The sequence below is a fragment of the Halomonas sp. 141 genome (genome assembly GCF_002810305.1).
In the GTDB taxonomy this organism is placed as follows: domain Bacteria; phylum Pseudomonadota; class Gammaproteobacteria; order Pseudomonadales; family Halomonadaceae; genus Vreelandella; species Vreelandella stevensii.
The window spans coordinates 1-14,914 of sequence record NZ_PINZ01000024.1 but is presented as its reverse complement, the minus strand read 5'-3'; the positions used below and the strand labels follow the sequence as shown (position 1 = coordinate 14,914).

9 protein-coding genes are annotated in these 14,914 nt (G+C 57.5%); 1 reads left to right on the top strand and 8 read right to left on the bottom strand.

Annotated elements, in window-relative coordinates; all coding sequences use genetic code 11:
- Positions 1-14: 14 nt before the first annotated feature.
- From CWI66_RS11435 to CWI66_RS11410, 6 genes are all read right to left on the bottom strand, one after another.
- Positions 15-1,454, bottom strand: coding sequence for a mannose-1-phosphate guanylyltransferase/mannose-6-phosphate isomerase (locus tag CWI66_RS11435; protein ID WP_100731718.1), 1,440 nt, complete (start codon positions 1,452-1,454; stop codon positions 15-17).
- Between the two features lie 58 nt (positions 1,455-1,512).
- On the bottom strand, positions 1,513-2,841 hold the full coding sequence (locus CWI66_RS11430; protein WP_100731717.1) for an undecaprenyl-phosphate glucose phosphotransferase: 1,329 nt from the start codon (positions 2,839-2,841) through the stop codon (positions 1,513-1,515).
- Between the two features lie 57 nt (positions 2,842-2,898).
- The gene (locus tag CWI66_RS11425; protein ID WP_100731716.1) at positions 2,899-4,326 is read right to left on the bottom strand and encodes a TolC family outer membrane protein; all 1,428 of its coding nucleotides are present in this window, start codon (positions 4,324-4,326) and stop codon (positions 2,899-2,901) included.
- A 50-nt stretch (positions 4,327-4,376) separates the two neighbouring features.
- A complete protein-coding gene (locus tag CWI66_RS11420) occupies positions 4,377-5,756 on the bottom strand; it encodes an HlyD family type I secretion periplasmic adaptor subunit (protein ID WP_100731715.1) in 1,380 nt (459 codons plus the stop codon).
- 1 nt (position 5,757) lies between these two features.
- Complete coding sequence (locus CWI66_RS11415; protein ID WP_100731714.1) at positions 5,758-7,512, bottom strand: type I secretion system permease/ATPase; 1,755 nt, start codon at positions 7,510-7,512, stop codon at positions 5,758-5,760.
- Between the two features lie 135 nt (positions 7,513-7,647).
- Positions 7,648-9,987, bottom strand: a complete 2,340-nt coding sequence (locus CWI66_RS11410) for a DUF4214 domain-containing protein (RefSeq protein ID WP_100731713.1) — start codon at positions 9,985-9,987, stop codon at positions 7,648-7,650.
- 234 nt (positions 9,988-10,221) lie between these two features.
- On the opposite strand from CWI66_RS11410, the gene CWI66_RS11405 reads away from it, so the two are divergent.
- Positions 10,222-11,658, top strand: a complete 1,437-nt coding sequence (locus CWI66_RS11405) for a phosphomannomutase (RefSeq protein ID WP_100731712.1) — start codon at positions 10,222-10,224, stop codon at positions 11,656-11,658.
- A gap of 116 nt (positions 11,659-11,774) precedes the next feature.
- On the opposite strand, the gene glyA is transcribed toward CWI66_RS11405, so the two are convergent.
- Together glyA and CWI66_RS11395 are read right to left on the bottom strand one after the other, a co-directional pair.
- The gene (glyA, locus tag CWI66_RS11400) at positions 11,775-13,040 is read right to left on the bottom strand and encodes a serine hydroxymethyltransferase (RefSeq protein ID WP_016913272.1); all 1,266 of its coding nucleotides are present in this window, start codon (positions 13,038-13,040) and stop codon (positions 11,775-11,777) included.
- A 156-nt stretch (positions 13,041-13,196) separates the two neighbouring features.
- Positions 13,197-14,513, bottom strand: coding sequence for a hypothetical protein (locus CWI66_RS11395; RefSeq protein WP_157808967.1), 1,317 nt, complete (start codon positions 14,511-14,513; stop codon positions 13,197-13,199).
- Between the last annotated feature and the right edge of the window lie 401 nt (positions 14,514-14,914).

Sequence of the window (14,914 nt, the reverse complement as noted above, 5' to 3'; positions counted from 1 at the left end):
TAACAGGGGTTCTCCTATTCGCGGCCGTATTCGTCATTGTAACGGACGATATCGTCTTCCCCGAGGTAGGAGCCGGTTTGCACTTCGATCAGGTGCAGGGGGATGACACCGGGGTTTTCGAGCCGGTGCACAGTACCCAGCGGGATATAGGTAGACTGATCTTCCGACAGCAGGAAACTTTTGAGCTTGCTCAAGTCGCCGTGCCCTTCGCCCTGTGTCACTTTGGCGGTGCCCTTGACCACGACCCAGTGTTCCGCCCGGTGGTGGTGCATTTGCAATGACAGCTTGGCGCCCGGATTGACGACGATTTCCTTCACCTGGAAGCTGTCGGTCAGCACCATGGTGCGGTAGTTACCCCAGGGGCGGTAGACGCGCTGGTGCGACTGGGATTCTTTACGCCCTGCTGCGTTCAGCGCATTGACGATGAGCTTGGTGTCCTGGGCGTGGTGACGGTCGGCTACCAGGACGGCGTCGTCGGTTTCAACGATCACCAGGTCCTTGACGCCCACCGCGGCTACGAGCCTGGATTCGCTGTGAATCAGACTGTTGTGGGTATTGTGCAACATGACATCGCCGTGTGTGGCGTTGCCATTTTGCTTGTCGGCGTCCGCTTTCAATGTGTGCAGCGCATCCCAGGCGCCGATGTCGCTCCAGGTGGGGTCCATGGGCACTACGGCTGCCTGCTGGGTGTGTTCCATCACGGCGTAGTCGATGGATTCACTGCGGCACTGTTCGAAAATGGCTGAGTCGACGCGTACGAAGTCGAGGTCTTCGCTGCGCGCTTCGAAGGCTCGCTCACAGACGTCGAGGATATCCGGGGCGTATTGGGCCAGCGCAGCGAGGTAGTCGGTGGCCTTGAACAGGAAGATGCCGCTGTTCCACAGGTACTCACCGCTGGCCAGGTATTGCTCCGCTCGGGCAAGGTCGGGCTTTTCGACGAAGGCTTCGACGGCGTAGCCGTCTTGCAGCGGCTGGCCTCGTTTGATGTAGCCATAGCCTGTTTGGGGTGAGCTGGGGGTAATCCCAAAGGTGACCAGCTTGCCCTCTTGCAGCAGCGAGCGCCCTTTGGCGACGGCATCCGCAAAGACTTGCTCGTCTTTGATGACGTGGTCGGCGGGCATGACGAGCATTTCTGCTTCGGCATCTGCGTGGCGAGCCACCAACGCCGCCAGGGCCAGTGCAGGGGCGGTGTTACGGCCTACTGGTTCGAGCACGATCTGGGCTTGCTGGTGGCCGATCTGGTGCATTTGCTCGGCCACCAGGAAACGGTGCTCTTCATTGCATACCACAAGTGGTGCGCTGGTATCGTCTACGTTTTTGAGCCGCTCTGCGGCTTCTTGCAGCAGGCTACGGTCGTCTTTGTGCAGGTTGAGAAACTGCTTGGGATAATGCTCCCGTGAGACAGGCCAAAGCCTTGAGCCAGAACCGCCGGATAGGATAATGGGAAAAATCATACTTCCTCCTTGAACACTTATAATCTTTGACAAGCCGTCACGGACTTTCGTTATGAAGTTAAGGCTGGGTATTGATGAAGCCTCGGGTCAGCGTCATGGCGAGGATCTTCAAATCGAACCCCAGCGACCAGCGCTCGATGTAGTAGAGGTCGTATTCGACTCGCTTCTGCATCATTTCCACATCGTTGGTGATGCCACGCAGACCATTGACCTGGGCCCAGCCGGTCATGCCGGGCTTGACACGGTGGCGCTGCATGTAGATGTCGATACGGTCTTTATAGTGGTCGTTATGATCCATGGCATGTGGTCGCGGACCTACCAGAGACATACGACCCTGAAGGACGTTGTAAAGTTGCGGCAGTTCATCGAGGCTCGTGCGCCGTAACAGGCTGCCCAGGCGGGTGATGCGCTGGTCGGCATGGGTGGCTTGCTGGGTGGTGTCGCTCTTGTGAGGCTTCATGGTGCGAAATTTGTAGATCTTGAAGCATTTTCCATCCAGCCCGTGACGCTCTTGCTTGAACAGTACGGGGCCGCCCATCTTCCACTTGATGGCGGCGGCTACGGCCAGCATGAGAGGTAGAAACAGGATGAACAGGATGAGTCCCAACAGCCTGTCTTCGAGAGCCTTGACCATCCTCATGGGGCCGTTTAGCGGCGTGTAATTAAGCTCGAGTGAGTACAGCCCTGCTACTTGGGCAATTCGGTGATTGAGCAGGCGGATGTCCGGCAGGTCTGGGAAAAAGCGAATCGTGGTCGGTATGCCCGCCAATAGGGACATGAGGTGACGCACTCGGTCTCCATCCACCAAGGGGTAGCCCAGCCATATTTCGTCGAATTGCCGTTCGAAGATGTTCGCGTTGGCGAACGCTTCCATTGTGTCGAGAAACGCATCGTCTCCACTGTCGATGTGGTGCCCAACGATCAGATAACCTGCCTGGGGCTGCTCGATAACGCGTTTTTCCAACAGCGCCATGTTGTTTTCAAGGCCAATGATCAGGACGCGCTTGAGGTTCCTGCCAGAGGAGCGAACGCGGCGCAGATAACTGTAAAGGGCGGTACGTACCAGGCTGCCGGTCACCAGTACGGTCAGGGCGGCAATGCCCATCCATAGCCGCGAGAAGCTTTGAGTGGTCTGGGTGGCCACCAGCAGCAGGCTGATGAGCCCAATGGCCGCGATCCAACTCAGGGCGTAGGTGCCGAGCATGGTGTACAGGCTACGCCCACGCCAGGGTTGGTAGAGGCCTATCAATTCGCCTACCGCTGGCAGCAGCAGGCTACCTATGACGATAAGAAAGAAGTAATCGTCGCTGATTTCGGAGATCTGAGGCATCAGACCAAGTGTGATCAGCGCCACCAGCATGGCAATGGCTGCATCGAAACAGCGCATGGCTCTCCTTAGCCAATCATTACTTTGCGGTCTTTTCATCGCTACCATGCACGGTACTTATCCTGATGAAGCGGAAGTAAGGGTAGACAGGTCGGTCATCGAGGCCAGCAGGGCCATGATGGTAGCCAAGTCGTTGGTGCCCAGCCCCCCTACCGCTGATTGTAATGCGAGCAGGTCCAGCGCGTAGTTGCCGATGGTATCGACGTACTGAATGCGCTGGTCGTAAAGGCTGGCTCGGGCGTCCAGTACATCGACCAGGTCACGCAGACCCAATTGTTCGCCGCGCTCGGCGGCTTCCAGAAAAAGCTCACTGGATTGAATGGATTGGCGCAGTGCATCTAGCTGGCGCACACTGCCATTGAGCGAACGCAAGCGCTGGCGTACTTCCTGTACCGCCAGGTTACGCTCGTTGTCCACGGCGGCACGACCGGCCTCGATACGCCGCTGGCCTTGCCGTACGTTGGCGGTGGTATAGCCGCCACGGTAGATGGGCATGGTGACTTCGACGCTGGCTCGGTAGTCTTCACTTTCACGCAGCTGATCGTCGCTTTTGCGGTCCGAATAGCTGAGATTGAGATTGACTTCAGGGAAATATCCCGCTTGCCGAGTGCCTGCATCAGCGACGGAAATTTCCTGCTGTGACAGTGCCAGCAATACGTTGAGATTCTGGTCTGTTTGCGCCAACCACTGCTCAGGAGCCCCCCAGTCGCGCTCAAGGGCAACATCGGTCAGCTCGCCCACCGCCAGCCCACGAAACTCGGGGGTCATGCCCGTGAGCCGCTCCAGCGTGCTGATGGCGTTGTCGAGTTCGTTTTCTGCCAGCACGGCATCCGAAATGGCACGGTCCAGCCGCGATTGAGCCTCCAACAGGTTGATGCGGTCACCAATCCCCAGGTCAAAGGCTCGCTGGGCTTGACGCGACTGCAGCTCGAGTGCGTCTTGCTGGGTTTCAAGAAGCCCCAACCGCTGGGCGGCCAGATAGGCTTCGACGTAGGCTTCGCTGACCTGCAAGGCCAAATCACGCTCCACGACGGCCACTTGCAGCTCAGCCGCACTAACCTGTGCGGTGGCCACATTGACGCCACGCCAACGCTCCAGGCTGAACAATGGCTGCTGCAACTGTACTTGCCAGACGGTTTCGTCGATCTCGCCGGGGCGCTGGGCGGGCTGGTCCAGGCCGAAGTCGTCGGGTGAGGTCTGAATATTGGTGGAGTCTTGCCAGAGATAAGACCCAGAAGCCGATACTTGCGGACGTAGCCGCGAGCGCGCCATGGGAATTTCTTCTTGGGTGGCTTCGTATTCGTAACGCTGGCGCGACAGTTCTGCATCGTACTCCAAGGCACGAGCAAACAGCTCAGGCAGCGACGGAAGCTCACGAGGCAGGCTGGCATTGCCTTGTTCCAGGGCGGCTAACTCGGCCATGGCCGCCTCTCCGGCTGGGGGGTTATCCTGTGCCATGAGCGTGCTGCTCATGCCGAGTGACATAAGAGCACTCCATGAGCAGGCCACAACCAGATTGACTGAAGAACGTCTCATCAGTCCTCCCTAATGGCACGGGCCAGCATGTCGTTGATGGGTTTGGCGATGTAGCTGGCAAACGTACGTTCACCCGTTCTGAGCATCACCTCTGCCGGCATACCGGAGAGTAGTTGCATGTGTTCGTTCATCTGGCTATAGCCCTCTTCGGTCACGCGTACGCGTGCCCGATAGTACTGCTGCCCTGTGGCCTCGTCTTCGAAGCTGTCGGCGCTGACGTGAATTACCTCACCGTCGATGACGTCTGTCAGGCGTTGGTTGAAGGCACTGAAGCGTATTTCGGCGAACTGTCCGATAAAAATGTTATCGATGTCCCGGGTGGGAATCCTCGCTTCAACGACGAAACCATCATTGGAAGGTACGATATCCATGATGACATCGCCTCCTCTTATGACAGCCCCTACGGTATGTATCTGGCGTCCAACGACGGTACCTGCCACGGGTGCCGTGATCACCGTGCGCGACACTTGATCACTCAACGAGACGATTTGTTCCGACGCTTCGGCAATCTGCGACTGGGCATTGCGCAACTGCTCGCCTACTTCTTTCTGGAATTCCTGCTGCTGTATTTCTCGCTGCATGCGGTTTTCACTGATCTGTGAACGCAGTTGGGCGACATTGGCACGAAACTCTGCGTTGTCACCTTCGTATTGCAGCACTTGGCGTTCGAGCTCGCGCAGACGTTGATTGTCCCCCAGGCCTTCACGGTAAAGGGAGCGGAAATCGTTGGCTTCGGCTCGCAACGATGAAATGCGCTGGGTGTTGACGGCAACACGCTGCTCCAGGCCTTCGATCTGCTCTTGCATTTGAATGATCTGCTCATCCAGCGATTCCAGCGTGCTGATCAACGACTGCCGCCGAGCCGTGAACAGGCTTTGCTGAACAGCAACAATCTGTTGCAGGCGGGGATTGTCGATATCCTGAATATCTTCAGGAATCTCCATCATGTCGGCACCTTCCTGCTCAGCCAGCAGGCGTGCTTCCATGGCGCGATTGATCAGGTATTGAGAGCGTGCTATTTCCAGTTGGGAACGAGATTGTGTGTCGCTCAATACGACAAGCGTGTCCCCTGCTTCTACTTTGTCGCCATCCTCTACCAGCAGCTCTCGGACAATCCCCCCTTCCAAATGTTGTACCGTGCGTTTGAACGATTCGATAGATACGCTGCCGGGAGCCACCACGGCCACGGCCAGGGAGGCGGTCACCGACCAGAGCGTAAACCCTCCGAGAGCGAAGAGTAAAATGCCGTAACCCAGCCTGCGATACCCCTTGTCGCCAGTAGGCAGTTTTTCGGTCGCTTCACCGTCAAGCGTTACAGGGCCTTCTGGGGTGACATCTATTTCATTGGCCCGTGTGAGGTTGTGTTTTTCATCGCTCATGTCAGGACTCCTCACTACCGCGCCTGCCAGAGATGGCAGACAGCTTTCCAGCACCTTGCTGAGTTACTTGCTGTGGCGGTTTTTTGGCAAATTGTGCAAGCACCTGATCGCGGGGGCCAAACATGCTGACCTGCCCTTCTTTCATGACCAGTAGCTTGTCCATGCTTTTCAGCACGCTGGTACGATGGCTGATGACGAACAGTGTGGAGCCTTCCTGCTTGAGCTGCGCTATCGCATGGGCAAGGGCTTTTTCACCTGCCTCATCAAGGTTGGCATTGGGTTCGTCGAGTACAACCAGTACCGGGTTTCCATAAAGCGCTCGCGCCAGCCCTACGCGCTGGCGCTGGCCACCGGATAGTGCGCCACTGGTGGAGGAGATCACGGTGTCGTAGCCGTTGGGTAGCTCCAGTATCATTTCGTGCACCCCTGCCTTTTTGGCAGCAGCCACTACTTTTCTGGGATCGATGTCGCGAAAACGGGCAATGTTTTCACTGACGGTGCCATCGAACAGTTCAATATCCTGGGGCAGGTAGCCAATATAGGGGCCTATCTCGTCTCGGTTATACTGAGTGATGACTCCACCATCCAGGCGAACATCCCCTACTTGGGAGGGCCAGATCCCCAATAGCACTCGCGCAAGGGTGGATTTGCCTGCCGCGCTTGGGCCAATGATGCCGATATGCTCGCCTTTTGCTACGTTGAAATTGATGCCGCGTATGGTCGCCATTCGGGCGCCGGGGGGCGCAGCCGCTACCCCTTCAAGGGAGACATGGCCCTGGGGGGCTGGCAGCGACATCTTGCGCTGCTCTTCCGGTATTTGGGACAGTAGCTCGTTGAGTCGCCCATAGGCACCCCTTGCCCCCACAAAGCCTTTCCAACCACCAATCATCTGGTCGATGGGGGCTAGGGCGCGCCCCATCAAAATTGACCCGGCAATCATCATGCCAGGAGACATTTCACCTTGTAATACGAGCAGTGCACCCAACCCAAGTATCAGTGACTGAAACAGCAACCGAAGCACTTTGGATGTGTTTGTCAGTGCCCCCGCGCGGTCACTTGCCTGAGACTGCTTGGACAGGAATTCGTGGTGGCGGGCTGACCAGCGCCCCATGATACCTGGCAACATGCCCATGGCATGCAGGACTTCAGCATTGCGCAGGTTGGAGTTGGCCAAATTTTGCGCCTGGATATGTTCGCTGTTGGCTTCGGCCAGAAGCCCTTTGGTTGCTTTTTCATTGGCGATGGCCAGAGCCACCAGAATAATACCTGCCGCAATGGCGAACACACCTAGCCAAGGGTGAAAAAGGAACATGACACCGATATAAATGGGCACCCAAGGGGCGTCGAAGAAAGCGAATAGGCTGTTGCCTGTCAGGAATTGCCTGAGGCTAGTGAGGTCGCTGAGCGGCTGGGCACTTGAGCCACCTTGAGCCACCAGGCTACGGCGGAACATGGCGCTATAAAGGCGCTCGTTAATCGTGGTATCGAGCCGATTCCCTACCCTGACCAGAATGCGTGAACGTACCAGTTCCAGCCCGCCCATGATCATGAATAAAAAAATGACGACCAGGGTCAGCATCAAGAGAGTGTCTGCACTTTGAGTCGTGATGACGCGATCGTACACTTGCAGCATGTACATAGGGGGAACAAGCATCAGCAGGTTGACGAACATACTGAAAAAACCTACGGACATGAACGAACCTTTGCAGGCCTTTAGGGCACGCTGCAGATCCGTTGCTTCCTGTTGCTTAGCCATGGAAGGTTCACCGTTGAATCGAAGAGGCGTCAAGCGCTAAAAAAGTCGCAGCAGCATAACAGAAGTGCCCCTACCAGGGGTAGGGGCAACAATAGAGGTGGCGCGGCCTGGTACCGCGCCCTAGACCCGCCTTATTTAGTCAATCAGGGCCAGGCTTTCTTGTGATTCGGCAATACCAACCATGATCATGCCTTGGTCTGCACCTTCTTCTAGCTGACTTAACCAATAGGCTTTGCCCGCAGCATCCGCAGCGCGATCCAGTACATTGCTGTACATGAGATCTACGAAAGTGCTCTGATCAAGCTCACCATACTGCTCTACGAACTCTTGAGAGCCAATCAGGTTGTTGGCAATCCCCACAGCCCCTAGCTGCTCGCTCAGGTTGAGCCAGTAACCTGCACCAGCACCGTCTGCGTCACGCTTGAAGGCAGCGTCGTAAAGACGCAGCAGTGGCTCGACCGGTTCATTGAACACGGCATCCTGACGAACGCTCAGATTTTGAATGCGTAGGTCTTCACTGGCAGGGGTTTCAGCCTGGCTGAACGGCGTTTCACTGAACATGGCCGCCATGTATTCGGCGAAGGCATCCTGCTCGGTACCATTGGCAGCGAACGTGAACACGCCGTCGTCGGTGAAGGCATCCATCAGGTCTACTCGACTGGTATAGCAGCCTTCACCCAATGGATAACCATCGCCCCCGTCGGCCAAAAAGCCCAGTGTAACCACCTTGAGCGTTTCTTCTGCGCTGCCCACGAGACGGCCGTTGGCCACCAATACGTCATTGACCGTGCCGTCTTCGTTCAGGATCACGGCATTCTGAATACGCGCCCCTGCGGGCTGGTTCCAGTCGAAGCTGTACTGGATGCCGCCTACCTGGGCGAACTGGCCGGAGGTGACACCGGGCGCTGCGGCCGCGACGGCGTGCTCGAGGATGTCCAGCAGTGTGCTCCGCGTCACGCTAATGATCGTCAGGTCGTTGTTGAAGCGCAGCGATGAGGCCGCATCCAGCTGTGATATCGCCCCTTCGGGCTTACCAATGGCCGGATTGGCTCCGGGTGCCTGGAAGCTGGGGGCACTGTCGCCCCCCTGAACAACGACATCGCCAATCGGCTCGCGAATACCGCCGCCGTTTTTGAAGGAAACCAGTACTTCCTGGTCGAGCTGGCGGGCATACCAGAGGTTGGCATCGGCGGTGAGGTTACCCAGATTGGTCTCTTCGGTACGCACGGCTTCGCGCTCTCCGACCAGGTAAACATCGGTCAGGCCGAGAATATTGCCATCCTGCTCGGCGACGAACTCGGCAACTGCGCCGACCAGGTCATTGGCAATCTGCCCCTTGGTGCCTTCCGCAAAGGCGCTTTCCAGGTCTCCCCACAGTGCTGCTACCTGTTCGTCGGTCGAGGCGAAAATACCGGAGATCATGTCGTCAATGGAGTCGGCGATGATGCGGCCTTCGGCATCGAACTCGATGACGAGCTGGGCCACGTAGCGCCAGCCACCATCTGTGTTGACGATCACGACGTCGTTGCCACCGGCATCCTGGGTCAGAATCGGGTAGGTGTCGTAGGGCTCTCCGGCACCAGGGAACAGGCCCCGTTCCTGGTCTTCCTGGTCGGCCAGCAGGGCATTGGAGCCTCCTGCAATAATGATGTCTACACCATTCAGCAACGTGGCCAGCTCTTCTTCAAATTGAATTTGCTGCAGGTGAGAGCTGAGAATGATCTTGTTGACGCCACGGGATTCCAGGTCATCGATCACGGGTTGAATGATCGCTGCCAGCGCCTGCATGTCGTTGCTGCCACCCCCCAGTACTTCCACGCCGCCGGGCGAGGAGATGCTTTCGAGAATCTGGGTCGTCAAACCAATGATCCCGATTTGCTCGCCACCGCGCTCTGCGATTACCGCTGGCGCAAGCTTGGGCGTGTTGGCCCCTGCCAGCAGCTCTTCCAGGGTGGATTGAAACGCGTCTTGAGTGAAAATCTCGCTGGTGGCCAAGCCACTGAGTGCGGAATCCCCCGAGAAGTCGAGGTTGGCTGAAATATACGGGAACTGGGCTCCCAGCCAGGCAACATCAGCGGCGGTACCGCCGTTGACATCGGCTGAGATCATGCCGGCGAGCAGAGCGGTGCCCAGATCGAACTCGTGATTACCCAAAGTGACGGCTGCGGCGTCGATCAGGTCCATCAACAGCGTTTCGATACGACCAGACGCCGCCATGATGCCACTCATGGAGCCCGCTTCCAGCCCGTAGATTTTTTCGACTGCCGCCTGAAAAGCGGCCTGCAAGCTGGACTCTGCCGCGGCACTGAGATAAGGCCCAGGCAGAATCAGGTCACCAGAGCTGATGAACAGTGTATTGGCATACTGGTCTTCCAGGTAGTCAACCAGCGAAATGAAACGCGGGGCATTGAGCAGGTCGCCACCGCCCCCTTCCATGTCGGCTGCATGCAGTAGTTGTAGCTGAAAGTTACTCATGATGGTTCCCCTTTTAGTGGTAGCTGTTGTCGGCACAGGGGAGATTACTCAGCAAACGGTGACAACTGCGTGACGCTTTTAATACTCCGCGCGAACAGGTCTGAACTTTATGATGCTGACCATTGCCTGACATGAAGGAAGCGTTATGCATATCACGCAGAATTCAGGAGGTGCTAGACTCGTCGTTTACCGTCACCTCCCCTTTTCACTGCTGGGTTAGCCAAGGAGTTAGGATTGAGTATTTCCCGTTCGACGTCTGACATTATCGACACAAGCGGCATCACCTTTGGCACCAGCGGTGCTCGCGGCCTGGTCGAACAGTTTACCGATGAGGTCTGTGGTGCTTTCACGGTTGCCTTCATTACCGCCATGAAAGACGCTTTTGATTTTGAGCGTATTGCCATTGGCTTGGATAGACGCCCTAGCAGTCCGGCCATGGCTGCCGCGTGCACTAGCGCGGCCAAGGCCATGGGAGTGGCCGTGGATGACTATGGCGTTTTACCCACCCCAGCATTGGCCTTGAAGGCGATGGCCGATGGTGTTCCGTGCATCATGATTACCGGCAGCCATATTCCTTTTGATCGCAACGGGATCAAGTTTTATCGCCCGGATGGTGAGATCAGTAAAGCCGATGAACAGGCCATCCTGAAAGCCAATACTCCCATGCCAGCCCTCGATGCGGTAGCGCGTGAACCCGTTTCAGATGTCGCTAACAATACCTACGCCGCACGGTTCACCGAGTGGTTCCCTGGTGAACCGTTGAAGGGTTGGCGAGTGGGTCTTTATCAACACTCAGCGGCGGGCCGTGACTTGAATGCTCATATTCTGGATGAGCTGGGTGCCGAGGTGGTGGTACTGGGCCGCAGCGATGCCTTCGTTCCTGTCGATACTGAGGCGGTCAGCGAGGAAGATCAGGCCAAAGGGCGCTCATGGGCGAAGCAACATAATTTGCATGCCCTGTTGTCCACGGATGGTGACGGTGACAGACCTTTGGTAGGTGATGAGACCGGCACTTGGCAGCGTGGCGACATTGTCGGACTGCTTTGCGCTCAGGCTCTGGATATCGAGGCGCTGGTGGTTCCAGTAAGCTGTAATACAGTGATCGAACAATGTGGTGCTTTCACCAAGGTCGTCCGTACGCGCATCGGATCACCCTATGTGCTGGCTGGTATGGAGGAGTTGCGTGCCAGCTACGCCAAGGTGGCGGGGTTCGAGGCAAACGGTGGTTTTTTGCTCGGCAGCTCTCTCCAAAACGACCAACGCTCACTTGCCGCCTTACCTACTCGTGATGCGTTGCTGCCAGCACTTACGCTAATGGTGGCTGCTGCCAAGCGTGCCATCCCCTTATCTCACCTGTTCGATGAGCTGCCTGATCGCTTTACTGCCAGTGATCGCTTGAAAGCGTTTCCAACCGAAAGCAGTCAGGCCTTATTGACCAAGTGGCAGCTTTCACCGGAATTGATGGAGCAGGCACTTGGGCTACACTCCCCAGTAGATAGTGTGAATACTCTGGATGGATTACGTGCAACGCTTTCCAGTGGAGATATCGTTCATCTACGCCCTTCTGGCAATGCGCCTGAGCTACGCTGTTACTGCGAATCAGGTTCGCCTGAAAAAGCGGCCATGCTGGTGCAGCAGTGCTTGAGTGCTTTACGCAAATTAACGAACTAAGCCCTCCTCTTCCTTTGTGTATCAGTAGGTAACAACAAGAAGCGGGTGCCTCTTATGAGGCACCCGCTTCTTGGGCCTTCCCTGACCAGGAGGTTTATTGAGTATAGCTATAGCGCTTACTTGTAAACCGGGAAGCGGCCACACACCTCTGCCACTTTATCCAACACCTGGGCTTCGATGCCGCTGGTGTCTTCACCCTTGGCCAGCACATCGAGGATATCGCAGATCCAGCCTGCCAGTTGGGTACACTCTTGCTCACCGAAACCGCGGGTGGTCACTGCCGGGGTGCCGATACGCAGGCCGGAGGTGACGAATGGGCTTTGCGGGTCGTTGGGCACGGCGTTCTTGTTGACGGTGATGTGGGCACGGCCCAGGGCAGCATCCGCATCCTTGCCGGTCACGCCCTGCTTGATCAGAGAAAGCAGGAACAGGTGGTCTTCGGTACCGCCCGAGACGATGTCGTAGCCACGCTCGATGAACACGGTTGCCATGGCCTGTGCGTTCTTGACGACCTGCTGCTGGTAGGTCTTGAACTCGGGCGCCATGGCTTCCTTGAAGCAGATCGCCTTGGCCGCGATGACGTGCATCAGCGGGCCGCCCTGGCCGCCGGGGAAGACGGCAGACTGGAGCTTTTTCTCGATCTCGGGGTTGTTTTCCGCCGAGAGGATGACGCCGCTACGGGGGCCACGCAGGGTCTTGTGGGTGGTGGAGGTGACCACGTGGGCGTGGGGCAGCGGGCTGGGGTAGACACCGGCCGCCACCAGACCCGAGACGTGGGCCATATCGACCAGCAGGTAAGCCCCTACTTCATCGGCGATTTCGCGGAATTTGGCCCAATCGACAATCTGGGAGTAGGCCGAGAAGCCCGCAATGATCATTTTCGGCTGGTGCTCACGGGCCAGTTGGGCCACTTGAGCGTAATCGATCAGGCCCTGCTCATCGAGACCGTACTGGATAGCATTGTAGTGCTTGCCAGAGAAGTTGGGCTTGGCACCGTGGGTCAGGTGACCGCCCGCGTCCAGGCTCATGCCGAGGATGGTATCGCCGGGGCTGACCAGCGCCTGGAATACGGCACTGTTTGCCTGAGAGCCGGAGTGCGGCTGCACGTTGACGTAGGTGGCGCCAAACAGCTCCTTGGCGTAATCGATGGCCAGGTTCTCGGCGATATCGACAAACTCACAGCCGCCGTAGTAGCGCTTGCCGGGGTAGCCTTCAGCGTATTTATTGGTCAGCTGGCTGCCTTGTGCTTCCAGGACACGCGGGCTGGCGTAGTTTTCGGAAGCAATCAGTTCGATGTGGGCTTCCTGGCGTGCCACTTCCTTCTGCATGGCATCAAACAGCACATCATCGAATCCGGCAATTGTCATGTCGCGGCTGAACATCGGCGGGAACCTCGTAACGAAACGGTCATCATGGAGAAGCGAGGGAGCCATGATAACCCACTCGGACGCGACTTTCATCGCATCCGTATCAGGTGTTACATGAGCATGTTTCATGTTGGCGGTAGCCTTTACAGGCTGACCAACTGGACAACCGCGCTATTTCAATTCGAAAGTGACGCGTAGGCGCTGACTGCTGCCCAGCGGGTCCATCATGAATTGTTCGAGGGTAAAGGGGTCCGGCAGCGCGATGTGCGTGGTCAAGGATTGGGCGTACCCCCCCATGATATCGACCAGAGCTACCATCAGCTTGGCGACCTGCGGGCCTGCCAGCCTTTCGAACTGGCGAGCCTGTGCCCAGCCTTGCGCCACCATTTGCGAGGTACTGATCCCCTCTTGGGCAGCGAGTTCAGAGGCGAGGCGCGGCAGCAGGCCAGCATCCTTGTAGGCCAGGGTGACATTACCGCCGTGAAGCCTGGCCGTTTCGAACAGGGCTGGGTGTTGCATGGCCTGTTCGATGGTAACGTGCGCTGGCAAGGTCACGGGAAGCTCCATCTGATAGCGCACGTCACCCGCCTCGCTGAGCTGCAAGAAGCCTTCCGACGTCAGCTGCGCTGGTTGGGTCTCGTCATCCCACTCAGAGACACTGCGACCTGCGGCATTCATCTGCCCGCTGCCACCGGTCAATACATTGTTCATTACCTGAAGGTCTTGGCGCTCTTGCGCAGGCGCCAAGCGAATCAGTTGCCCGATATCCAGCGCGGCCCCCTGAAAGCCCATATCGCTGACATAGAGGTTGCCGCTGGCCCAGGCACGCTCCAGCAGCACGCTCCAGCGGTCACCGGTCAGACTGAAGCCGTTCACTTCGGCCCACGCCAGCTGCTCCTCTCCTGGGCGGTCGAGCCCTGCCAGCCCACGCATACTTAGCTCATCCAGCCCCAGCGAAGCGCTAAAGCCGGACGCCAGATCATTGAATTCGGCCTTCAACCCGTGAAGCTCAAAGCGCCCAAGGGCGGCGTCGCTCATCTCTTCCAGCACCAACGCTTGCAAGGTGAGGTAGCCCGTCAGCGCCGCGTCGTTGCCCCACTCTTCCGTCCACTGCTTGGCCAGGGTGCCGTCCAGCCAGACAGACAGCTCACGCAGCTGTAAACCGTGAAGCGGAGCGTCATGGGCAAGCACGCTGGACAACAGGGGCACGGCAGCCCCCGGGCGAGCCAGCGTCATTTCAGACAGGCTCAAGACCGGGTCACGGACGTCAGGCTCAATGATACGTATGCCGTAAAAGGAGACGCTGTCGGGTTGGTCGTAATCGCCCTGCACGTGGTAAGCCTCAATGGTCACCACATCGCCTTGCGCCAAGCGAATCACGATGTGTTCGGCCATCACGCGCTGGCCCTGTTCGCGAAGCTCTCCAATCTCGATGAGCTGTTCGCCGCTCCCCCAAAGGGTTTGCAGGTCTGCCTCCAAACGTGCCACAGACGCATGGGCACCACCGGCACTCAGCAATAAGGCGAAAAGGCTTACACAAAGCGGCATACCACGCGCTGACTTGGAAAACGGAGATAAGAAATGAGAGACGTTAAACGACCGCATGCCGCGAACTCCAATGAAGAGGCGCGTAGCATACACGAAGCCTACCTGGTGAAAAGCGAAGATTGAGCCTACCCAAGCCATCACTCCATGAATTGGCCTCCCACAGGTCAAGAAGTCCTGCTGTGGGTGGAAGCCTCTTGTGGCTGGGAGCTTCTTGTGGCTGGGAGACTCTTGTGGCTGGGAGACTCTTGTGGCTGGGAGACTCTTGTGGGAAATGGGATGGACCCGTCCCTCTGTGCCAAGATGAAGAAGCACTTCATCTAACGTGCGCAGGGCACTGACGG

Excerpts from the sequence above, each read along its gene's own strand:
- CWI66_RS11435 (WP_100731718.1), bottom strand. The coding sequence starts at position 1,454 with ATGATTTTTCCCATTATCCTATCCGGCGGTTCTGGCTCAAGGCTTTGG.
- CWI66_RS11430 (WP_100731717.1), bottom strand. The coding sequence starts at position 2,841 with ATGCGCTGTTTCGATGCAGCCATTGCCATGCTGGTGGCGCTGATCACA.
- CWI66_RS11425 (WP_100731716.1), bottom strand. The coding sequence starts at position 4,326 with ATGTCACTCGGCATGAGCAGCACGCTCATGGCACAGGATAACCCCCCA.
- CWI66_RS11420 (WP_100731715.1), bottom strand. The coding sequence starts at position 5,756 with ATGAGCGATGAAAAACACAACCTCACACGGGCCAATGAAATAGATGTC.
- CWI66_RS11415 (WP_100731714.1), bottom strand. The coding sequence starts at position 7,512 with ATGGCTAAGCAACAGGAAGCAACGGATCTGCAGCGTGCCCTAAAGGCC.
- CWI66_RS11410 (WP_100731713.1), bottom strand. The coding sequence starts at position 9,987 with ATGAGTAACTTTCAGCTACAACTACTGCATGCAGCCGACATGGAAGGG.
- glyA (WP_016913272.1), bottom strand. The coding sequence starts at position 13,040 with ATGTTCAGCCGCGACATGACAATTGCCGGATTCGATGATGTGCTGTTT.